Annotated in this window: 17 protein-coding genes; 8 read left to right on the top strand and 9 right to left on the bottom strand. The window is 63.2% G+C overall.

The annotated features are described in order from the left end of the window. Window positions 1-44: 44 nt before the first annotated feature. Window positions 45-656 (top strand): glutathione S-transferase family protein, encoded by a 612-nt coding sequence (locus tag AB4Z53_RS11595; RefSeq protein ID WP_113538412.1) that lies wholly within the window; start codon window positions 45-47, stop codon window positions 654-656. Window positions 657-701: 45 nt separating this feature from the next. Here AB4Z53_RS11595 and AB4Z53_RS11590 read toward each other — a convergent pair whose 3' ends face one another. The 8 genes from AB4Z53_RS11590 to AB4Z53_RS11555 all read right to left on the bottom strand — a co-directional run bounded on the left by AB4Z53_RS11590 (window position 702) and on the right by AB4Z53_RS11555 (window position 11,545). After that, on the bottom strand, window positions 702-1,202 hold the full coding sequence (locus AB4Z53_RS11590; protein ID WP_441595918.1) for a hypothetical protein: 501 nt from the start codon (window positions 1,200-1,202) through the stop codon (window positions 702-704). A 96-nt stretch (window positions 1,203-1,298) separates the two neighbouring features. Beyond that, the gene (locus tag AB4Z53_RS11585; protein WP_441595917.1) at window positions 1,299-2,222 is read right to left on the bottom strand and encodes a response regulator; all 924 of its coding nucleotides are present in this window, start codon (window positions 2,220-2,222) and stop codon (window positions 1,299-1,301) included. After that, entirely contained in the window at window positions 2,215-5,601 is a 3,387-nt protein-coding gene (locus tag AB4Z53_RS11580; RefSeq protein WP_441595916.1) for a hybrid sensor histidine kinase/response regulator, read from the bottom strand. The genes AB4Z53_RS11585 and AB4Z53_RS11580 overlap by 8 nt, the downstream gene beginning before the upstream one ends. 197 nt (window positions 5,602-5,798) lie before the next feature. After that, entirely contained in the window at window positions 5,799-7,202 is a 1,404-nt protein-coding gene (locus AB4Z53_RS11575; RefSeq protein WP_441595915.1) for a CehA/McbA family metallohydrolase, read from the bottom strand. A gap of 7 nt (window positions 7,203-7,209) precedes the next feature. Then, the gene (locus AB4Z53_RS11570) at window positions 7,210-8,313 is read right to left on the bottom strand and encodes an ABC transporter ATP-binding protein (RefSeq protein WP_441595914.1); all 1,104 of its coding nucleotides are present in this window, start codon (window positions 8,311-8,313) and stop codon (window positions 7,210-7,212) included. 13 nt (window positions 8,314-8,326) lie between these two features. Further along, entirely contained in the window at window positions 8,327-9,160 is an 834-nt protein-coding gene (locus tag AB4Z53_RS11565) for a carbohydrate ABC transporter permease (RefSeq protein ID WP_113538524.1), read from the bottom strand. Beyond that, complete coding sequence (locus AB4Z53_RS11560; RefSeq protein WP_441595913.1) at window positions 9,160-10,068, bottom strand: carbohydrate ABC transporter permease; 909 nt, start codon at window positions 10,066-10,068, stop codon at window positions 9,160-9,162. Before AB4Z53_RS11560 ends, AB4Z53_RS11565 begins: the two co-directional genes overlap by 1 nt. A gap of 115 nt (window positions 10,069-10,183) precedes the next feature. Continuing rightward, window positions 10,184-11,545 carry an extracellular solute-binding protein gene (locus AB4Z53_RS11555; RefSeq protein WP_093235684.1) on the bottom strand — a complete coding sequence of 454 codons (1,362 nt, stop codon included), beginning with the start codon at window positions 11,543-11,545 and terminating at the stop codon, window positions 10,184-10,186. A 232-nt stretch (window positions 11,546-11,777) separates the two neighbouring features. Between AB4Z53_RS11555 and AB4Z53_RS11550 the strand changes: the two genes are divergently transcribed. Both AB4Z53_RS11550 and AB4Z53_RS11545 read left to right on the top strand, forming a co-directional pair. Next, entirely contained in the window at window positions 11,778-12,818 is a 1,041-nt protein-coding gene (locus AB4Z53_RS11550) for a LacI family DNA-binding transcriptional regulator (protein ID WP_113538419.1), read from the top strand. 11 nt (window positions 12,819-12,829) lie between these two features. After that, window positions 12,830-14,764 (top strand): DUF5054 domain-containing protein, encoded by a 1,935-nt coding sequence (locus tag AB4Z53_RS11545; protein ID WP_441595912.1) that lies wholly within the window; start codon window positions 12,830-12,832, stop codon window positions 14,762-14,764. On the opposite strand, the gene AB4Z53_RS11540 is transcribed toward AB4Z53_RS11545, so the two are convergent. After that, entirely contained in the window at window positions 14,751-16,061 is a 1,311-nt protein-coding gene (locus AB4Z53_RS11540; RefSeq protein ID WP_441595911.1) for an adenylate/guanylate cyclase domain-containing protein, read from the bottom strand. The two genes, AB4Z53_RS11545 and AB4Z53_RS11540, sit on opposite strands and share 14 nt — an antisense overlap. Before the next feature lie 297 nt (window positions 16,062-16,358). On the opposite strand from AB4Z53_RS11540, the gene urtA reads away from it, so the two are divergent. From urtA to urtE, 5 genes are all read left to right on the top strand, one after another. Further along, the gene (gene urtA, locus AB4Z53_RS11535) at window positions 16,359-17,651 is read left to right on the top strand and encodes an urea ABC transporter substrate-binding protein (RefSeq protein ID WP_113538420.1); all 1,293 of its coding nucleotides are present in this window, start codon (window positions 16,359-16,361) and stop codon (window positions 17,649-17,651) included. A 172-nt stretch (window positions 17,652-17,823) separates the two neighbouring features. Further along, a complete protein-coding gene (urtB, locus tag AB4Z53_RS11530; RefSeq protein ID WP_113538421.1) occupies window positions 17,824-19,440 on the top strand; it encodes an urea ABC transporter permease subunit UrtB in 1,617 nt (538 codons plus the stop codon). Next, window positions 19,437-20,597 carry an urea ABC transporter permease subunit UrtC gene (gene urtC / locus AB4Z53_RS11525; RefSeq protein ID WP_441595910.1) on the top strand — a complete coding sequence of 387 codons (1,161 nt, stop codon included), beginning with the start codon at window positions 19,437-19,439 and terminating at the stop codon, window positions 20,595-20,597. The genes urtB and urtC overlap by 4 nt, the downstream gene beginning before the upstream one ends. A 4-nt stretch (window positions 20,598-20,601) precedes the next feature. After that, window positions 20,602-21,366 carry an urea ABC transporter ATP-binding protein UrtD gene (gene urtD, locus AB4Z53_RS11520; protein ID WP_113538422.1) on the top strand — a complete coding sequence of 255 codons (765 nt, stop codon included), beginning with the start codon at window positions 20,602-20,604 and terminating at the stop codon, window positions 21,364-21,366. 35 nt (window positions 21,367-21,401) lie between these two features. Further along, entirely contained in the window at window positions 21,402-22,097 is a 696-nt protein-coding gene (urtE, locus tag AB4Z53_RS11515; RefSeq protein WP_113538423.1) for an urea ABC transporter ATP-binding subunit UrtE, read from the top strand. The last annotated feature ends 221 nt before the right edge of the window (window positions 22,098-22,318 follow it).

Genomic DNA, 22,318 nt, shown 5'->3' with positions numbered 1-22,318 from the left:
CTGTATAAGATCCGCATTGCCAAACGCAACAAAGGAACCTTAACATGCTGACGCTCTTTCACGCCCCGCGCTCGCGCTCGTCGCGCATCATCACGCTGCTTCGCGAACTCGATGCTATCGACAAGGTGGAGATCGAGATCGTCGACATCACCCGCGGTGACGGCAGCGGTCGAAAGGACCCGAGGAACCCGCATCCTGAAGGCAAGGTGCCTGTGCTCGTGCATGATGGCGTGGTGATCTGGGAGAGTATTGCGATCATTCAGTATCTGACCGATCTCTTCCCGGAAAAGAACATGGCGCCGGTCGCCGGTGATCCGCAGCGCGGCCGTTATCTGAGCTGGCTTGGGTGGTATGCCGGCGTCGTCGAGCCGGTTCTGATCATGCAGGCAACCGGGCTTTCCCATCACTATTTCGACTTTACTTTCCGCGGCCCCTCCGAGATGGCGAAGCGTCTGGAAGATGCCTTGAAGGACAGCCCCTATCTGATGGGTGACCGCTATACGGCGATCGATCTGCTGCTGCACTCGCCCTTTGCCTGGTATCCCGCCGCCACGCCCGACAGCGCGGTCGTGAAAGCCTGGGTCGAGCGCTGCGCTGAGCGCCCGTCGCTGCAGTGGACCACGGATTACGACGCCCGCACGGCTGCTGCCGCTTGAGCGAACAGGGGGATATCCGCTCTCGAAGCGGGCGGGTATCCCGGGTTATCGTCGCTTGAGGTTGATTTCGCTCGTTACAACCCGCTTGCCCGAAGCCGGATCGACGTCGATCGTCGTCAGTTGCATGCCGTCGGTGCCGATCCTGCGCAAGGTCAGATCGGCACGCCGGTCGCCATTGACCTCCTTGGCCCAGCGAATGGTGAGATTGATGGCGTCGCCGCGTCGGCTGCCGTCGAGGCCGGCACGGCCGCCGCGCGGACCGAGATAGGAGCCGCTATAGGCCGAGCCGGTGTAGTGCAATTGTGCATCGACGGATCGCGAGATCACGAGCATGCCGCGACAAACACCCTCCATGGAAAGGGCAAGGCCCGTCGCTTCGGAATTGAAGCTGCAGGTGACATTGACCGGCGACATGTTGGTTCGGATGCGGACCGTTCCGGTGCCTGACCAGTTGCCGCCGAGCGTTTTCAGGAACGCACCTTCGTCCGCGCGCGCAACGTCGTTGGCGAAGACGGTCATGATGACAAGCAACAACCATCGGGGCATGGATGCAACCCTCCGTTCGGCGGTGTCGATAGTACACCAGTAGGCGCCGGGATCACCAGCCGAACGTGCCAGCGCCGCGGATGTTCCGGTCTCGCTTCAGATGCCGTGCAGTACCTGTGTCGCCTTGACTGCGGCCGATGCCCGGTTCTCGACGCCGAGCTTCACATAGATCTGCTCCAGATGCTTGGTTACGGTTCGCGCGCTCAGGCCCAGGATCTCCCCGATGTCGCGGTTCGCCTTGCCCTTGGCGATCCAGAGCAGCACCTCCGACTCTCGCTGTGTCAGCGCGAAATGCTGGCGCAGCATTTCGTCGTCCGTCAGCCGGTTCTCGGCGGTCAGGCGGAAGAGATATTCGTTCGGGCCGATGCCGCCGAGATAGGATATCTGCAGGCCGGATTGGCCGGGTTGATCGAGCGTGAAGCTCCCATCGTGCGAAGACGGCCCACGGGCGCGGCTATCCATCCAGCGGGCGATGCGTTTGGTGACCGTGCTCAAGCCATCGTCACGGCCGGTTGCTGCATTGACGAGGCGGGTCGCCTGTGGTGTCGACCAGCAGACGCCACCGTCGGCGCGCACCGCCAGCAGATGGCGGCCGGCCGCGTCGAGCGCGACCCGTGCGCTCTGGGCGGAGCGGGCATTGGAGAGATGGACGCGGATGCGCGCCCGAAGCTCATCGATATTGATCGGCTTGGTCAGATAGTCGACGCCGCCGGCTTCAAGGGCGCGGACAACGTGTTCGGTCTCGGTCAAGCCGGTCATGAACAGTACCGGTGTCTGGCCGACGGCGGCGTTGGCCTTGAGCCGCCGGCAGGTCTCGAATCCGTCCATGCCCGGCATGACCGCATCGAGCAGAATGACGTCGGGGGTGATGCGTTCCGCGATCGAAAGCGCGGCATTGCCCGAGGTTGCGATCAGCGCGGAAAAGCCCGAACGCTCCAGCGCCTCGGTGAGGAAGCCGAGGGCCTCCGGTGAATCGTCGACGAGCAGTACGATGTCGCGGCGGTCGTAGGTCTCAGCCATGGGCGTCGCCTCCTTTTTCTGTGCCGTTTCTGAGGAAGGCGTCGTAGCCCGAAAGATCGAAGGCCTGCACATAGGTGCGGGCCTCCTCGACAAAGGATTGATGTTCGGGCGCCAGCGCGATCTCCGTGAGCTTGGCCTCGATGCCCCTGATGTAGCCGATCTCGCCGAGCCGGATCAGTTCCTGCACGTGATGGAAATCTGGACGCATGATCGACCGGCCCCCTGGTGCGGTATGCGGCGGTCTTTCCTCGCCTTCGTGGATCCAGGCGAGATCGAGATGGACCGCAAGCTTGTCGACGAGCTGGCTGACCACGAAAGGTTTGGCGAGCGTGTCGTTATGGCTGGCAAAGGCGCCGGTGGCCGAGCCGTCGCCGATATTGGCCGACAGCATGATGATCGGTGCCATCTGTCCGGTTTCGCGCAGCCGTCCGGCAAGTTCCCAGCCGTTCATGCCCGGCATCGAAATGTCGATCAGGAAGAGGTCCGCGTCGACGTCCGCAAGCAGCGACAGGCAATCGGCCCCGGACGGGACCGCGAAGACCGTGAAATCCATGGGGATCAGGACCTCGCGCATCAGCGCGCGATGGTCGGCATTGTCGTCAACGACGACGATGGTGCGTCGCAAGCCGAGATAGGAGGTGATGCGGCGGACGGGTGCCGTGAGCGCCGGGCGGTCGACCGCCGAAAGCATCAGCCGGACGCGGAACGTTGTGCCCTCGCCAATCACGCTGGTAACGGCGATTTCGCCACCGAGCGTCTGCGTCAGAAGGCGCGTGATCGTAAGCCCCAGGCCGAGGCCCGGCATGCTGCCCAGATGTTCGGCTTCGCCGCGCTGGAACGGGTCGAAAATGCGCGGCAGGTCCTTGTCGGCAATGCCGCGGCCGCTGTCGGTTACCGTGAAGGTTGCCACCTGGCTGCGATAGGCGACATCCAGCCGGATGCCGCCCCGCTCGGTGAATTTCAGCGCGTTGGAGAGAAGATTGACCAGGATCTGTCGCAGGCGCTTCTCGTCGGTCTTCACATAGCGCGGCAGGCTGGCGGCGCGTTCATGCTCGAAGGTGATGCTCTTCGCCTGCGCCTGCGGGCGAAACATCTCGACGATCTGGTCGAGGAAATCGTGAATGTTGATCTCGTTGGAATAGACCTGCAGCTTGCCGGCCTCGATCTTCGAAATGTCCAGCAGCCCGTCGATCAAGCCGGAAAGATGGTCGGCGCTGCGCTTGATGACCTTGATCGCGCCTTGGCGCGCAGGCGGTATCGTTTCATCTCGTTCCAGCACCTGGGCGTAGCCGAGCACGGCATTGAGCGGCGTTCGAAGCTCGTGGCTGAGGCCGACGACATAACGGCTCTTGGCGCGGTTGGCGGCTTCCGCCGTTTCCTTCGCCTGTTGCAGCGCTGCGTCCGTCTTCTTGTGCGCGGCGATTTCCTTCAGCAGTAATGTGTTCTGTCGGGAGGATTCCTCCTCGGCGACCACGCGGCTGTCATGGGCAAGCACGTAGAACCACGAGACGATGCCCGCGAGCACGGCAAAGACGAAGAAGACGACCGCGACGGTGCGCTCGACGACCGCAGCAACCTCGGGGGATGTGCCGGCAGTCTGGTGGGCGATCATTGCGAGGATCAGGCCGATGCCGGCGATCGACAGCACTGCGGAGATGGCGTAGCGGCCGAGCCGCGTCGCCAGCTTTTCGGTGACAGTGCGCGGAAGCAGGGTGTTGGCGACGGTCGCGACCTGGGCGTTGAAGCGCGCCTTCGGCTTGCACATGTCGTGGCAGCGGCTATCGAGCGAGCAGCAGAGCGAGCAGATCGGTGCGGCATAGGCCGGGCACCAGGCCATGTCCTCCGGTTCGAACGGGTGCTCGCAGATCGAGCAGGTAATCTCGCTCTGATTCGCCCAGCTCCGGCGCGGCTTGCGCGCGAGGTAGAACTTGCCGTCGGTCAGCCAGGCAATCAAAGGCGACGCCACAAACGCGACGACGAGCGCGATATAGGGCGCAAGCGAGGCGGCAATTTCGCCAAAGGCACCGAAATGCGCGATCAGTGCAACGGTCGCCGAGATCGCCATGGCGCCAAGGCCGACAGGGTTGATATCGTGGAGATGGGCGCGCTTGAACTCGATGCCCGGCGGCGACAGACCGAGCGGCTTGTTGACGAAAAGATCGGCCGAAATCGTGCAGAGCCAGGCCATGGCGATGATCGAGAAGACACCGAGCGTTTCCTCAAGCAGACGGTAGATGCCGAGCTCCATCAAAAGAAGCGCGATCGCGACGTTGAAGACCAGCCAGACGACGCGGCCCGGGTGGCTGTGGGTCAGCCGCGAGAAGAAGTTCGACCAGGCAAGCGAGCCTGCATAGGCGTTCATGACGTTGATCTTCAGCTGCGACACAACAACGAAGGCGACCATCAGGAGAAGTGCTGCCGTGTCGGAGGGGATCATGTAGCCGAAGGCGGTGTAGTACATCTGCGCCGGATCGGCGGCCTTGGTCGAAGGCACGCCGGCCGAAAGCGCCAGCACCACCAGGAACGAGCCGGCGAGCAATTTCGGGGCGCCGACGATTACCCAGCCGGAACCGGCGAGGAAGACGGCGATGCGATGATGTAGCTTGCGCTGACCATCGGGCGGCAGGAAGCGCAGGAAGTCGACCTGTTCGCCGATCTGCGCCATCAGCGCGAAGATCACGGCCGAGGCCGCGCCGAACTCGACGAGGTCAAACGGTGCGAACGTGCCGGGAGGCCCTGAGGTGTGGTGAATGCCGGCATAGGCAAGCCAGGCGCCGACCTTCTCCCAGTCGGCAAAGGCGATGAAGACGAAAGGCAGGACGTTGAGCACGATCCAGAATGGCTGTGTGATCAACTGAAACTTGCTGATCAGCCGCACGCCGTGGGTGACGAGCGGAATGACGACGACGGCGCTCAGGATGTAGCCGATCCACAAGGGAATCCCGAGTGCCAGTTCGAGCGCGCCCGACATGATCGAGGCCTCGATCGCAAAGAGGATGAAGGTGAAGCTGGCATAAATCAGCGAGGTCACCGTCGAGCCGATATAGCCGAAGCTGGCGCCGCGGGTGAGCAGATCGATGTCGACGCCGTGGCGGATCGCATAGCGGCTGATCGGCAGCCCCACGGTGAGGATCATCAGGCTGGCGACGACGATCGCAACGATCGCATTGGTCGTGCCGTAGGACATGGTGATGGCGCCGCCGATCGCTTCCAACGCCAGAAAGGAGATCGCGCCGATGGCAGTCTGCGAAATGCGCTCGGAGGAGAAGCGCCGGGCGCTCTTGGCGGTGAAGCGCAGCGCATAGTCCTCAAGCGTCTGGTTGGCGACCCAGCGATTGTATTCACGCCTGACGGGAATGATGCGCTGGCGTGCGGCCATGGGGGTCCTAACGTGCCGTTGAGGGAGCTTATGCCTTTTTTCTTAGCACGGAAGGTTTCTGCTTAAAATTGCTGCAAACGAAAATTTACCGGGAAGGGCAGAAGAGGGCGGCGAGTTCCCAGTGTCCATCGGTCAGCGGCCGGCAGGCGGTAGCTGTTACCGTGGAAACCATTTCAAGCGAGAGCAGGAAACGTGCGTCAGTCAGGGCGGCAATAGATCGGGTTGCTGATCGCACGGCGGATCGTCTGCATCGCCAGATCCTCTTCGGAAAGCTGCCAGGGGAGGCTCTTGCCGGCGAGTGCGTCGCGGAACTCGGTGACGATCGTCTCGCGGCTTGCGACGGCGACGATCTCCGTGCGCAGGAAGTGTCGCGGCGAACCGATATATTGGCCGGTCCAGTCGTCGCTTTCGATGATCTCTTCACCGACGATGCCGGAGGCGTCGAGCCACAGCAGCCTGTCGCCGCTGGCGCCGCGAACCAACGCCTCGGCGACAACGGGGCCGCTGACGCTTGATCCCATCGGTTCGCCGTTGGCGGTGAGTTCCAGATGCGGTCCCGTTGGGCTTTCCGTCACATAGCCACGACCGGACTTCATCGCGCCGAGCACGGCCTCTTCGGAAAGCTCATCCATGTAAAGCACGGTCGTCGGACGGGCGAGCACCAGCGGCCCCTCGGGCATCAGTCGCGCCGGCTGGTGGAAATCGCTGCCGCCGATCGCAGAGATCTTCAGGCCCGAGGCAAGGCGCTGTTGGTAGCGCTCGAGCGAAACCCAGTTCCAGGCGAGCCAATGAGACTGCCAGACCTCCATGCAGTCGATCTTAGGCAGGTCGTAGTCCCAGGGGATCGTCGGCTTGTCGTGGTTGACCGAGAGCAGGCCGCCGCGTTCATGCACCAGGCGCGCGAGCGTGTGGGCGTGCTCCGGCTTCGTCATGCGAAAGTCGACCCAGTCGTCGACGCCGAAGACATTGGCATGGCCGACGGCCGTGGTGATTTCCATGGCGCGGACAAAGACGAGGTCCGCGGAGGAATGCGAATGGAAGTAGCGCCGCTGGGTGATGGTGTTGTGATCGGCGACCGCGAGGAAGTCGAGCCCCGCCTGTCGCGCTGCGGCATGCAGCATTTCGGGCGAGCCGGCCGCATCCGAGTGGAACGTATGGCAGTGCAGATCGCCGCGATACCATCCGGCTTCCTTGCGCGCAGGGAAACGTCGTTCCGGTTGCGGCACGATCGGGCGCTGGCTTCTGTCGAAATCGACCGTCACGCGAATCTCGGCGCCCTCCTCGGGGATCTTGTAGAGGCCGAGTATCACCTTCCACTGGCCGGGCGGCAGCTCGCCGTGGATGTAGCCGGGCGTGGCGTCATCGGTGGCGATGAAGAAGCGGTCGCGCGCCCCGCCGCTCCAGCCGCGAAAACCTTGGCTGGTCGGATAATCGGTCGCGCGCGGATCGAGTGCGCCGAGATCGATGATGCACTTCTCGGATTTCGGATAACTCAGTGTCGCGTCGATGCGTGTCACGCCTTCGGGCACCGCGAAGGGCAGGTAGAAATAGGGATCGGCCGCTCGATGCTCGCGGGTAATCCGCACGGAAAATTCCTGCATGGCGGCCTCAGCGCTCGTCGGCGGCGGGAATGCGGGCGCCGCTGTCGTCGAAGAGGGTGATGTGCCTGGCGTCGAAGGCGAGATGGACGGCGGTTCCGACCTTGATCTCGTCGTCGGTAAAGATGCGCGCGGTCACGCGACCGTTGTCGCCGCGCTCCAACGTGACGAGGCTCTCCGGCCCCATGTTCTCGTTGGCGAAGAGTTCGCCGGAAACCACATTGGAGTCGCCGGCAGCTGCGATACGCAGATGTTCGGGGCGGACGCCGAGTGTCATCCTGCCTGATTTCGCCGCCTTGGCGATGGCGTCAGTCAGCGCAATCGGCGCAAGCTTCAGGCCGTCTGCCCTGAGATGCAGCGCGCCTTCGCCGATGGATGCCTCGACCGGCACCAGGTTCATCGGCGGATTGCCGACGAAGTTGGCGACGAAGGTCGTCGCCGGCCGGCGATAGATCTCGATCGGCGGCGCGAACTGCACGATCCGGCCCTTGTCCATGACGGCGATGCGGGTTGCGAGCGCCATGGCCTCGGCCTGGTCGTGCGTGACGTAGACGGCGGTCATGCCCATGTCGCGCTGCAGGTGGTTGAGAAAGCCGCGCGCTTCGAGGCGGAGCTTCGCATCAAGGTTCGAAAGCGGCTCGTCGAAGAGATAGACCTCGCTCGGATAGACCAACGCACGCGCCAGCGACGTGCGCTGCTGCTGGCCGCCGGAAATCTGGCTCGGCAGGCGCTTCATCAGGTCGCCGATCTTCAAGACATCAGCCACTTCCTTGGCGCGGGCGTGGCGCTTGGTTTCCTGCTCGCCGCGCACTTTCAGGGGGTAGGCGATGTTGTCGGCGATGTTCATGTGCGGGTAGAGCGCATAGTCCTGGAAGACCATGGAAATGCCGCGGTCCTTCGGGTGCAGATAGGTGACGTCGCGGCCGCCGATCATCACCCTGCCAGAGGTCGGGGTTTCAAGTCCCGCGATCATGCGCAGGCTGGTGGTCTTGCCGCAGCCGGAGGGGCCAAGCAGGCAGATGAATTCGCCATCGGCGATCTGGAAGCTGATGTCGGGAACGGCGATGAAGGCGCCGAAGCTCTTGGAGATGTTCTGGAATTCGACAGAGGCCATGACAGATTTCCGATTACGACTTGATGCCACCGAAGAACCGGAAACCGAATTTCCAATTCACGAAGAGATAGAGGGCAATGACGGGCAGGGAGTAGATCAGCGAATAGGCGGCAAGCAGCGTGACGATCGGCGTGCCGGCCTCCGAATAGAAGGAATAGATGGCGACCGACGCCGGCATCAGCTTGTCGCTGCGCAGCAGGATGAAGGGGATGAGGAAGCTGCCCCAGATGTTGACGAAGGCCCAGACGACGACCACGACGATGCCCGGCCGGATGACCGGCAGCGCCACGTCGAAGAAGGCCTGCAGCGGCGAGGCGCCGGCGACCATCGCGCTCTCCTCATAGGAGCGCGGAATGGCGTCGATGAAATCGCGAAGAATGAACATCGCCGTCGGCAGCAACCCGCCGGCGAAGACGAGGATCACGGCGAGGTGGGTATCGATCAGACCTGCCGCCGAGATGATGAGGAAGATCGGCACCATTGCCGCCGAGCCTGAAACGACCGACGAGAAGAGCAGCAGGATATAGGTGACGGCGCCCTTGCCCGGGATCGGCGAGCGCGAGAGGGCATAGGCGGCAAGCGTCGCCGCCGCGCCGACCAGCACGACGCCGCCTGCCGCCTGGATCAGGCTGTTTAGCAGTGCCTGCATGGCAAACGTGTTCTGGAAGACGGTGGCGAAGTTTGACAGCGTGAAGGGCGAGGGGATAGCGAGCCCGAGTTCGGCACGCGCATTGAACGGTGCGAAGATGAACCAGACGAGCGGCAGCGCGAAGACAGTGCCGAGGAAGGTGGCGGCGGCCGCAAAGATCGTGCGCCGCACGAAGATGTTCTGAGTTTTCTTCCGCATCATTCCGCCTCCACCGGCTTCTTGTGGGCAAGGCGAAGATAGACGAGCGCAAAGGCCAGGTTGATCAGCATGATGACGACGCCGACGGCAGCGCCCTTGCCGAACTCGAAATCCTTGAAGGCGACGCGGTAGGTGTAGATCGACAGGATTTCGGTGCGGTAGGACGGTCCGCCATGGGTGAGCAGGAATGGCGTGAAGACGTTGAAGGTCCACATGGTAATGAGGATCAAATCGGTGACCACATGACCGCGGATCAAGGGCAGCGCGATGTCGCGCAGCTTTTGCCAGGAGGTGGCGCCGGCGACATCGGCGGCCTGAAAATAACTCGGTGGGATCGACTGGAAGGCCGAGTTGAACAGCATCATCGAGAAGGCGGCGCCCCGCCAGGTGTTGAAGAAGACGATCACCCAAAACGGTTGCTGCAGCAGCCAGTCGCCCGGCGGCAGGCCGAGGCCGCGCAGGATCATGTTGAGCGTGCCGTTGTCGTAGTCGAGGAATGCGAACCAGGCGAAGCCGATCACTACCTCCGGCAGGATCCAGGCGGCGATGACCGCTGTCTGCAGGAAGGATTTGAGCGTCGGCGTCACCGTCTGGCTGAGCCAGGCGAGCAGGAGACCCAAAAGCGCCTGGCCGATGAGGGCCGATAGCAGCACGAACTGGATCGTCAGGATCAGCGAGAAACCGAACTGGCCACGGGTGAAGAAGGTCGTGGGATTGAAGAGCGCAAAGTAGTTCTGCAGGCCGACGAAATCCGGGTCGACGGCTGTGCGGCCGAGCAGCGTGCGGTTGGTGAAGGAGACGACGATCACCCAGAAGAAGGGGATGATCACGAAGACCCCGACGAGGGCCGTGGCCGGTGCCAGAAAGAGCGCGCCGGCGCGCGTCGAAAGCAGGGAGAATTTCTTCATGCGCGTTTCATGCCCATAGCCTGGATCGGGAGCCCGGCCACGGATGGCAGCCGGGCGCTCTGTCGTTGGATCGAAGCGGGATGAGGGCCTCGTTGCGGCCACATCCCGCGTCGGTTTAGAGCGTGCTGACGGTGTTTTCTTCGCCGACGATGGCGATGACGGCCGCCTTGTACTGGGCCATCGCGTCCTCGGGCGAAAGCTCGCCGGAAACGACGCTTTCAGTCATCCGCTGGATCTCGGTCGAGACCTTGTTGTAGTTGGCGTCGTTTGGACGGGCCGTTGTGATCGGCAAAAGCGTCGTTGCCGTTTCCGTCAGGAACGGCGAGTTCGGGATCGCCACGTCGTCGCGGATGCGGATGGCCGGCTGGATTTCCTGGAACGCGTCGAGCTGCTCCTTGCTGTTCATGAAGGAAAGCAGCGCCCAGGATTCGGCGGGCGCGTCCGTATGCGGATTGATGACGAAGCCGGTGCCGCCGGACATGGTGACGAAGTCCTGGCCGCGCAGGCCCTTGCCCGGTGCCGCGGCCGGCATCTTCTTCCAGGTCATGGTGTTGTCACGGTCGGCAACGGCGAATTCGGCGCCGGGCGCTGTCACCGAGCGATAGAACCAGTCACCCTCGACGAGCATCGCCGTCTTGCCGTCGCGGAAATTGGCGAAGGTCCGGTTGCGGCCGTCGGCCAGCAGCTGCGCGCGCTGGTCGCCGAGCTTGTCGTCGACGTAGATGGTCTTGTAGAGCTTCAGCGTGTCGAGAATGCCCTGGCTCGAGACGATGTATTTGCCGCTATCGTCGGTGACCTGCTCGCCGGTGCCGAGCAGTGCCATCCAGTAGCCCTGCATCGTGGTCGCCTCGCCCATGGAGACGCCGGCATTGAGCTGCAACGGGAAGCTGTCGGGTGCGGCGGCCTTGATCTTGCGGGCGGCGTCGAGCAACTCGTCCCAGGACTTCGGCTGCCAGCTGTCGGCATCGAGGCCGGCCGATTTGAAGAGGTCCTTGCGCACGAAGATCATGCGGGCATCGGTGCCGAGCGCAATGCCATAGGGCTTGCCCTGGTAGCTCATCAGCGCCTTGGTGCCGTCGGAGATATGCTGCCAGCCTTCCCACTTCGGAACGTCGGGGCCGGCCACTTCCTCGAGCGACTTCAGAAGATTGCCCTGGACGAAGCTCGGGATCAGGAAGCCGTCGAAGCCGGAGACATCAGGGCCGGCGCCGGTGGAGAAATCGAGCGCGAGCTGCTGCGTCAGCTGCTCGTCCTCACCGCCGAACTGGGTGAGCTTGACGGTGACGTCCTTGCCTTCGGCCTTCATCTTCTCGGTAAAGGCCGGAATGACCTTCTTTTCGATCCACTCGGCCATGCCGCTGTTTACGCCGCCGATGATGCAGCGGCAGGTGATGTTGAGTTCGGTGGCGCTCACCGGCGCGGCAAAGGCAATGGCCGCGGCTGCGCTGAGCAGTAGGGAATGAAACCTGGTACGCATGTTTTCTCCTCCCGGTCGGCCCCCTCAAGGACCAATATGTCTGGCTGCGACAGTCCGGCCCTCCTCCAGGTCCGGTGTCCCGACGGCGACCAAGAATGAACACGCTTTCATTTTTGTCAACATGAACCAGGCGTTCTTTCTGCGATTGTCGAAAGAATGTCTATTCCACTTGACGAAATCGCCGAGTTGATTTCTTTTGTGAGTGAACACGTTTTCATTTTGTGACGGATAAATGAACGATCGCGCCGACAAGAAAGCTACCCGAGCCACCGCAGATCAGGTGGCGCGCGAGGCCAATGTTTCCCGTGTTGCCGTGTCTCGGGCCTTCAACCCGAACGCTTCGCTGAAGCCGGAAAAGCGCGACCGGATCCTGCAGGTGGCGCGGGAGCTGAACTACACGCCCGACATGGCGGCGCGCTCACTCGTCACCGGCCGCTCGCATCTCGTCGGCATGATCGTGCCCGACGTCTGCAGCCCCTGGGAAAGCCAGGAGATCGATGCGCTGACCACTGCATTGCAGGCGGAAGGCTTCGCGACGCTGCTCTTCAAGGCCAAGGCCGATTTCAGCATGGATCCGCGCCTGCTCACCTATATGCGCGGTTTCAACCCGGATTCGGTGATCGCCTTCACCGAGAACATCCTGCCCGACGTGCTCTGCGGCTTTCTCGATCGCGCCGTGCCGATCTATGTGATTTACGACGACGTGAAGCAGTTCGCAGGCGCCGCCTCCGGCACGCTCTACGACCGGCTGCTGGTTCGCCAGAAGAACGGCATCGAACAGGCCGTGGCCCTGCTTCAGGGCTACGGCGCCCGCCGTATCGCCTATCTCGGCGGCAAGGCGCAGTCGCTCGCCAATGCCGAGCGCGAGCGCACGCTGAAGGAGACGCTTGCGGAGCGCGGGATGGATGCGCCGATCGTGCTTGCAGGCGACTACACCTATGACACCGCCTACCAGGCGACGCTCGATCTCTTTCGCATCGGCGAGGGTGCTGACGCGATCTTTGCGGCCAACGACGTCGGTGCCTTCGGGGCGATCGATGCGCTGCGCCATGAGCTCGGCCTGTCCGTGCCCGAGGACGTCAAGGTCGTCGGCTTCGACGACATCCCGCAGGCACACTGGAGGAGCTACAACCTCACCACCGTGCGCATCGACCTTGAAGAGCGTGTGCGCGCGCTCGTCCGTCTCATTCTCATGCGCCTCAGGGCACCCGATGCCGAGCCGCTTACCGAGACACTCAACACCCGCCTGATCGTGCGGGGCACCGTCGGTTGAAAGTAATGAACATGACCGGAAAACGCATTCACGTCGTCTTCAAGACACATCTCGATATCGGCTTTACCGACCACGCCGAAAAGATCGGAAAGCAGTATCACGAGCGCTTCATCCCTCAGGCGATCGAGACCGGCGAACACTTCTTCAATGAGAATCCGGAAGAGCCGCAGTTCATCTGGACCACGGGCGCCTGGTTGATCTGGGATCACCTGAATTCACGCTCGAAGGAAGAGGTCGCCCGACTGGAGCAGGCGATCGAGCGCGGCCTGATCCGCTGGCACGCACTGCCTTTCACGACCCATACGGAGCTGATGTCGCCGGATCTTTTCAAGGCGGGTCTTTCCTATGCGCAGGAGCTCGACCATCGCTTCGGTCTGAAGACGATTGCCGCGAAGATGACCGACGTGCCCGGCCATACGCTCGGCATGGTGCCGCTCTTGGCGCAAGCCGGCGTGCGCTTCCTGCATATCGGCGTCAACTCGGCCTCGCCGCCGCCGGAAATCCCGGATATTTTCCGCTGGCGGGCGGCGGGCGGCGAGGAAATCGTCGTCATGTATCAGCGCTCCTATGGCGAGACCTATTTTCCCGAGGGCCTCTCCGACGGCCTGAGCTTCGCCCATACCAGCGACAATATCGGCCCGCAGAGCGTGTCGCAGACGGCAGAGGCCTATCGCGAAATCCTCAAACACGAGCCCGGTGCCGCCGTGCGCGCGGCGACGCTGGAGGACTACGGCACGCTGATGTGGGCGGCGCGCGAGCGTTTCCCGGTCGTCGAGAAGGAACTCGGCGACAGCTGGATCCACGGCAGCGGCACCGATCCGGAAAAGATCGCCCGCTACCTGGCGCTGCAGCGACTCTACGACCAATTTTCCGGCGAGCGGATGACCGCAAGCCGCCAGGCCTTTGGCCGCAAGCTGGCGCTGGTGGCCGAACACACCTGCGGCGTCGACATCAAATCCTTCCTGCGCGACGAGAAGGCCTGGGCACGCCCCGCCTTCGAAGCGGCACGGAAGGCTGACCCGCGCTTCCACTATACCGAGGCGTCCTGGGCGGAGCAGCGGGCCTATCTCGACCAGGCGGTCGCGGAACTGGAAGGCGATGACGCCGCCCGAGCGGAGGCGGCCCTTGCCGAGATTGCCGTTCCACCACGGCCAGAGGCAAGCGAAACCGCTACGCGGCTCGATGTCGGCGGCTGGATCATCGAGCTTGATCCGGTAGCCGGCGACGTTTCCGCTCTGACGGCGCCCGACGGCCGGACGGTCCGTGGCGCCAACGGTTCGCTGATCGCCTATCGCTACGAAGGCTACGATGCCGGCGACGTTCGCCGCCACATGGATACGTACCTCACCCATTGGATGGACTGGGCTGTGCTCGACCACGACAAGCCGGGGCTTGCCAAGGTCGCCGAAGCGCGCTCGCAGGCCTACGCGCCAAAGCTTCGCGGCACGACCGCAACGTCCGTCCTTGCAGCCATGCCGGCAGAAGCGGTGGAGCAATTGGGCGCGCCTGCCGAAATCGCCATCGAATTTTCCGCCGGCAAGGACGGGCTCGATATCCGGCTGTCCCTCTATGGCAAGAATGCCAACCGCATGCCGGAAGCGAGCTTCCTGTCGTTCACGCCGGAGGGACGTTCCGCGTGGCACGTACGCAAGATGGGGCACTGGCACGCGACCGGCAATTTCGCCCGTGCGGGCGGCGCGCAGCTGCAGGCGGTCACGGCTGTTCGCGGGCAGACGGAAGCGGGCGCGGAACTGCTGGTCGAAAACCTAGACACGCCGCTGGTCGCGCCGCAGTCCTGGCCGTTCATGGCCTTCTGCAAGGACCTGCCCGATTACTCCTCTGGCGTCCGCTTCAACATCCACAACAACAAATGGGGCACCAACTTCCCCATGTGGTGGGGCGGCGATTTTACCACGCGGTTCACGCTCGGCCTCAGCGGTCGGTAATCGTCAGCGACTGAGGAACGGCGAACGGCTCGTCCTCGTTCGGGTGGGCCAGGCCGGCCTCCCGTTGGAGGCACCAGATGTCGACCGGAAGGCGACGACCCGGCAGCACCACCGCCTCGTGCGATAGCCATGCGGCTTCAGGTGCGGGTCCTTGAAGCCGGCACATCAGCGAGGCGGAGACGACGAGTGGCACCTGTAGCGTCTTGGTCATGGATTCCAGGCGCTGGGCGACGTTGACCGCGTCGCCGATGACGGTGAATTCGCTGTGGCAGCCGCTGTCGAGAACGCCGCCAACGACGGTGCCGTAGTGCAGGCCGATGCCGGCATCAAGCGCTGGGTGGTTGTTGCGCGCGTTGTGGTTCTTCCAATCCGTGAGGATGTCGACGAGATCGAGCGCGCAGGCAAGCGCCCTGTCGGCATCGTCTTCCTTTGGCCTTGGCTGGCCGAAGACCGCCATGACGCCGTCGCCGATGAACTTGTCGACCGTGCCGCCATGTTCGAAGATCGTCTGCGAGACGAGTTGGCGATATTCGGCGAGCACGAAGGCGAGCTCAGGTGCCGGTGCCGCCTCGGCAAAGCTGGTGAAATCGCGCAGGTCCACGAACATGATCGCGGCGCTGCGCCGCTCCAGGCCGAGCACATCGCCTTTCTCCTGCAGCGCGGAAACCACCAGCGGCGAAAAGAAACGCGAGAGATTTTGCCGTCGCTGGTCGGCCTTCAACGCTTCCTTGCGCGTCCGGTCGTGGTCGCGCGCAAGAAGATAGATGGCAAAGGCGGTGAAGCCGAAGCTCACGGTCAGGCCGAGATCCTGGTTGAAGAATGCTCCGAGCAGCGAAAGCGGACCGGAGGCATCGTGCCTTGCCGCGGTCATCGCCAGCATCGTCACCCAGGCTGTGAGCACGATCGCGGAAAAAAGGAGCACCAGGCGTCGCTCCAGCTTCAGGCCGACATGGACGAGCAGGATGAAGGCGACGACGAGACTGGTCGTCGTCAGATTGTGGTTCGCTGTCACCGGGCCGGCCAGAATATGGGCGTAGAGCAGCAGAGCGACCAGTAACGCATCGAGAACGACGAAAAGGGTCGTCAGCGAGGTGCGGCCAGGCAGATAGCGCGCCGTCGCCACCGACGCCACGCTGATGATGAGATAGCTGACGACGACGACCGCGTGCATGCGTTCCGCGCCCGCGTTGCCGCCGAGAAGCAGACTTGCCAGCAGGATTGCGAAAGCAACGAAGCGCAGGGTGAGCGAACGCTTCTCCCGGGCCGTATCCCAATGCGGATGAAGTGAGGACGTCATGTCTTTCGGGGCCCTTGGGGCTTGATGCATCCTGGCCGCGCGCATCGATCTCTGTCTCCAGCTCGGCTGCCGTCAGCGCGGGCCCGGTTCTAGAGCTTCCAACGGTGGTAAGGTCAAGCATGAAGGGTCCGATTGTGCCGGCCTCGGCGGTCCATCTTCGACCGGCTTCCTCTTTGCCCCCGGCGCCTACGTAGAATGACGTATGTGCAGTGCAGCGTGGCTGGCCGATGATCCCCTCAAGCAACGGCTAAAAAACACCGAAGCCCAGTTGCTCCAGAACGAGAGGGGTTCCATCAGATGAATATCAAGGCAAGCGTCACCGGCGCATTCCTGGCCGCCATCCTGTCGACGACGGCGTTCAACGGCGCTTTCGCTGCGGACGACACGATCAAGGTCGGCATCCTGCATTCGCTTTCCGGCACCATGGCGATCTCCGAGACGACGCTGAAGGACGCCATGCTGATGCTGATCGACGAGCAGAACAAGAAGGGCGGCCTGCTCGGCAAGAAGCTGGAAGCCGTCGTCGTCGACCCTGCGTCCGACTGGCCGCTCTTTGCCGAAAAGGCACGTGAGCTGATCTCTGTCGACAAGGTATCCGCAGTCTTCGGCTGCTGGACCTCGGTGTCGCGCAAGTCCGTTCTGCCGGTGTTCGAAGAGCTGAATTCGATCCTCTTCTACCCGGTCCAGTACGAGGGCGAGGAAAGCCAGCGCAACGTCTTCTACACCGGCGCCGCACCGAACCAGCAGGCGATCCCGGCCGTCGACTACCTGATGGAGAACGAGAGCGTCGAGCGCTGGGTGCTGGCCGGCACAGACTATGTCTATCCGCGTACGACCAACAAGATCCTCGAGGCCTATCTGATTTCCAAGGGCGTGAAGCCCGAGGACATCATGATCAACTACACGCCCTTCGGTCATTCCGACTGGCAGACGATCGTCTCCGACATCAAGAAGTTCGGCTCGGCCGGCAAGAAGACCGCCGTCGTCTCGACCATCAACGGCGACGCCAACGTGCCCTTCTACAAGGAGCTGGCGAACCAGGGCGTCAAGGCCGAGGACATTCCGGTCGTCGCCTTCTCGGTGGGCGAAGAGGAACTCGCCGGTCTCGATACCACGCCGCTCGTCGGCCATCTCGCCGCCTGGAACTATTTCCAGTCGGTCGACACGCCTGCCAATGCCGAGTTCATCAAGACCTGGAAGGCCTATACCAAGAACGACAAGCGCGTGACCAACGATCCGATGGAAGCACATTACATCGGCTTCAACATGTGGCTGAAGGCGGTCGAAAAGGCGGGCACGACCGATACGGACAAGGTCCTCGACGCGATGATCGGCGTTTCCGTGCCGAACCTTTCGGGCGGCTATTCGACGATGATGCCGAACCACCACATCACCAAGCCGGTGCTGATCGGCGAGATCCAGGGCGACGGCCAGTTCGAGACCGTCTGGGAAACGCCCGGGCTCGTGGTCGGCGACGAATGGTCCGATTACCTGCCGGACTCCAAGGACCTGATCTCCGATTGGCGCGCGCCGATGTCCTGCGGCAACTTCAACGTTGCCACCGGCAAGTGCGGCGGCAAGGGCTCCTGATTTCATCACGTAATCATAACCGGGCGGTCAGCCGCCCGGACAATCCTTGCATGACGAAATCCGGGGGCAAGCACCCTCCGCCCGATGATGCGGCCGGGCGGAGGGAGTTCCCACGAAACCTCGACCGAAGCCTGTTGCCCGCGCGGCACGGCGAGACCCGAGCGAGAGGGTGATGTACCGAATTCTGCAAATCCTGCTTGTTGCCTTGTGCCTGGTCATCTCGACCCACGTGCTCGGACTTCGCGCCGCCGACGACCTCGGCACGCTGATAGACCAGCTCGGCGCGGCAAAGCTCTCCGACATGGACGACCGCATCTCGACGCTCGCCAAGACTGGCGACGCCAAGGTCATTCCCGTGCTCCAGGCGCTGGGCGAAGGCGAACTCTACCAGCGCAAGTCCGACGGCAAGGTCTTCCTCGTCAAGGCGCAGGGCGCAAACCTGCTGCTCGTCGATCCCGTGACCGCCGCCGATGCCGGAGAGGTGCCGAAGGCGGCGATGCAGAAGGTCAAGGTCAACAATGCCGTGCGTCGCGCGGTTCGCAGCGCGCTCGGCGGCCTGACGCTCTTCAGCGATGACGCCGGCGCGCGGCTGAAGGCGGCGCAATCCATGCTGCAGACGCCCAATGCCGATGCGCTCGAGGCGATCGAAACGGCGATCGCCGCCGAGAAGGACGGGACCGTGCGCCAGGTTCTCGACGAGGCCCGTGCGGTGACGCTGCTTGTCTCGGATCGCCCCGACGATCAGAAGCGCCAGGCGATCGCACTGCTTGCCGAAGGCAACGGCCGCAGCGGCCTTGCTGTGCTGACCTCCGCTCTGGCCACTGCCGATGTTTCCCTCAAGCCCGACATCGAGGCGGCGATCGCCCGGATCGAACAGACCCAGGCCTTCTGGAGCGCCGGCCAGAATGTCTGGTACGGCCTGTCGCTCGGCTCCGTTCTGCTCTTGGCCGCCATCGGACTGGCCATCACTTTCGGCGTCATGGGCATCATCAACATGGCCCATGGCGAGATGGTCATGCTCGGCGCCTACACGACCTTCCTGGTGCAGGAGGTCATACGCAACGCCTATCCCGGCCTCTTCGACTGGTCGCTGGCGATCGCGCTGCCGCTCGCCTTTCTCGTGACCGGCGCGGTCGGTCTCGCGATCGAGCGCGGCGTCATCCGCTTTCTGTATGGCCGCCCGCTCGAGACGCTGCTTGCCACCTGGGGCATCTCGCTCATCCTGCAGCAGTCGGTGCGCTCGATCTTCGGGCCGACCAATCGCGAGGTCGGCAACCCCTCCTGGATGTCCGGTGCGTTTGACCTCGGCGGGCTGACGATCACCTGGAACCGCCTCTGGATCATCGTCTTTGCGCTGGCGGTGTTCGCAGCCCTCCTGTTCCTCCTCAAGAAAACGCCGATGGGGCTTCGGATGCGGGCTGTCACGCAGAACCGCCGCATGGCGTCTTCCATGGGCATCCGCACGCCGCTCGTCGATGCCCTGACCTTCGCGCTCGGCTCCGGCATTGCCGGCATGGCGGGCGTCGCGCTCTCGCAGATCGACAACGTCTCGCCCAATCTCGGACAGGGCTACATCATCGACAGCTTCATGGTCGTCGTCTTCGGTGGTGTCGGCAATCTCTGGGGCACGCTCGTCGGCGCCTTCTCGCTCGGCATCCTCAACAAGTTCCTCGAGCCCTATGCCGGTGCCGTGCTCGGCAAGATCCTCGTCCTGGTGCTGATCATCCTCTTCATCCAGAAGAAACCGCGCGGGCTCTTCGCGCTCAAGGGAAGGGCGGTGGAAGCATGATCACCTCGTTTCTGATGAAATCAGCAGATCGCAGCATCCTCACGGTCGTGGCGATCCTTGTCGGCCTCGCCATGCTCGTCCCGGCGCTCAATCTCTTGACCGCGCCCGACCATCCGCTGCACGTGCCGACCTATCTAGTCTCGCTGTTCGGCAAGTATCTCACCTATGCGCTCCTGTCGCTGGCGCTCGATCTCGTCTGGGGTTTCTGCGGCATCCTTTCGCTCGGGCACGCAGCCTTCTTCGCGCTCGGCGGCTATGCCATGGGCATGTATCTTATGCGCCAGATCGGCGCGCGCGGCTCCTACGGCAATCCGCTGCTGCCGGATTTCATGGTCTTCCTCAACTGGAAGGAACTGCCGTGGTTCTGGCACGGCTTCGGCATGTTCTGGTTCGCCGCCCTCATGGTGGTTCTGGTGCCCGGGCTGCTCGCCTTCGTCTTCGGCTGGTTTGCGTTCCGCTCGCGCGTCAACGGCGTCTATCTCTCGATCATCACCCAGGCGATGACCTATGCGCTGCTGCTTGCCTTCTTCCGCAACGACATGGGCTTCGGCGGCAACAACGGCCTGACCGACTTCAAGGACATCCTCGGCTTCAACATCCAGGCTAACGGCACGCGCGCCGCCTTGTTCGCGGCCTCGGCGCTGATGCTGGCGCTCTGCCTGATCCTGACGTCGGCGATCGTGCGCTCCAAGTACGGCAAGGTGCTCGTCGCAGTCCGCGACGCGGAGAGCCGGACGCGCTTCCTCGGCTATCGGGTCGAGCACATCAAGCTCTTTGCCTTCACCGTCTCGGCGATGATGGCGGGCATTGCCGGCGCGCTTTATGTGCCGCAGGTCGGGATCATCAACCCCGGCGAGTTCGAGCCCGGAAATTCGATCGAAGTGGTGATCTGGACGGCGGTCGGCGGGCGCGGCACACTTATCGGCCCGATCGTCGGCGCCATCCTCGTCAACGGCGGCAAGAGCATTTTTACCGCGGCGTTTCCGGAGTTCTGGTTGTTTGCACTCGGCGGCCTCTTCGTGCTCGTCACCCTGTTCCTGCCGAAGGGCGTCGTAGGAACAGCCGGCGCGTACTTCGCCCGCCGGCGTGCGGAGCGTCGGACGCGGGTGACTGAAACGCCGGACAATCTTGCTGTTGAACCCATGGCGGCGGAGTAGCGACATGAACCAGACAATCGGCCAGACCAAACCGACCAGCCTTCTCTATCTCGACGGCGTCTCCGTCTCCTTCGATGGCTTCAAGGCGCTGAACGCGCTCTCCTTCGTCATCGAACCCGGCGAGCTCCGGGCGATCATCGGCCCGAACGGTGCGGGCAAGACGACGATGATGGACATCATCACCGGCAAGACCCGGCCGGACGAGGGGCAAGTCTTTTTCAAGGGTGAGATCGACCTGACGAAGAGAGACGAGGCGGAGATCGCCTCGCTCGGCATCGGCCGCAAGTTCCAGAAACCGACCGTCTTCGAAAGCCACACCGTGTGGGACAATCTCGAACTCGCCCTGAACCGCAAGCGCGGGGTGTTTCCGACGCTGTTCTACCGTCTGACATCACAGGATAGGGGCCGTATCGAGGAAATCCTGTCGATCATCCGCATGTCCTCTCGGCGTGACGACCTCGCCGCCCACCTTTCGCACGGCCAGAAGCAATGGCTGGAGATCGGCATGCTGCTCGCGCAGGAGCCGGAACTGCTGCTGGTCGACGAACCGGTGGCCGGCATGACCGATGCGGAGACTGCCGAGACGGCGGTTCTGCTCAAGGAGATCGCCAAGACCCGGTCCGTCGTCGTGGTCGAGCACGACATGGGCTTCATCCGCGAACTCGGCGTCAAGGTCACTTGCCTTGCCGAAGGGGCGGTGCTGGCGGAAGGCTCGATAGACTTCGTCAGCAGCGATCCCAAGGTGATCGAAAACTATCTCGGCCGCTGACATCTCATGCCGGAAATCTACGAGGAGCGCGCGCCATGCTGAGCGTCGAAAACGTCAACCTTCACTACGGGGCCGCGCAGGCGCTGCGCAACGTGTCGATCACGGCAGAGATGGGCAAGATTACCTGCGTGCTCGGGCGCAATGGTGTCGGCAAGTCGAGCCTGCTCCGCGCGATCACCGGCCAGCATCCGGTGAGCGCCGGCGCCATCGCCTTCAACGGTGCATCGCTCGCCGGCCTGGCGCCCTATCGGCGGGCCAAACAAGGCATCGGCTATGTGCCCCAGGGGCGTGAGATCTTTCCGCTGTTGACCGTGAAGGAGAACCTCGAAACCGGCTATGCGCCGCTGAAGCGCGGCAACCGCTCGATACCGGAGGACGTCTTCAACCTCTTCCCGGTTCTGCGCTCGATGCTCGGCCGTCGCGGCGGCGACCTCTCCGGCGGCCAGCAACAGCAACTGGCAATCGGCCGGGCGCTGGTGACACGGCCGAAGATCCTGGTGCTTGACGAGCCGACCGAGGGCATCCAGCCCTCGATCATCAAGGATATCGGCCGGGCGATCCGCTATCTCCGGGATTCCACCGGCATGGCGATCCTCCTGGTCGAGCAATATCTTGATTTCTGCCGCGAGCTCGCCGACCACGTCTACATCCTCGACCGGGGCGCTGTGGTCCACGAGGGCGCACCCGAAACGCTGGACACATCAGAGGCGCGCCGGCATCTCACGGTGTGATCGCATCGATCCTGAACCGGGGCGTCCTGCGGCGGCTCCGATCCCTGCTTTTCTGTCGTCTGAGGGAAGCAACTGCAGGTGTTTGAGGCAAGCTGCCTGCCCAAGGGAGCGGAAATCCGCCCCTGCCATAAAAGCGCCTTCTAAAATCACTAAATCTATGCAGTAACTGACGTAATTTCTTGAGAATGGTGCGGTTTGGGTGTAGGACATCCTAAGCGAAA

The organism is Ensifer sp. 2TAB8 (assembly GCF_052115125.1).
GTDB lineage: Bacteria > Pseudomonadota > Alphaproteobacteria > Rhizobiales > Rhizobiaceae > Ensifer.
The sequence above is the reverse complement of the archived record's forward strand: the minus strand, read 5'-3'. Positions and strand labels throughout refer to the sequence as shown.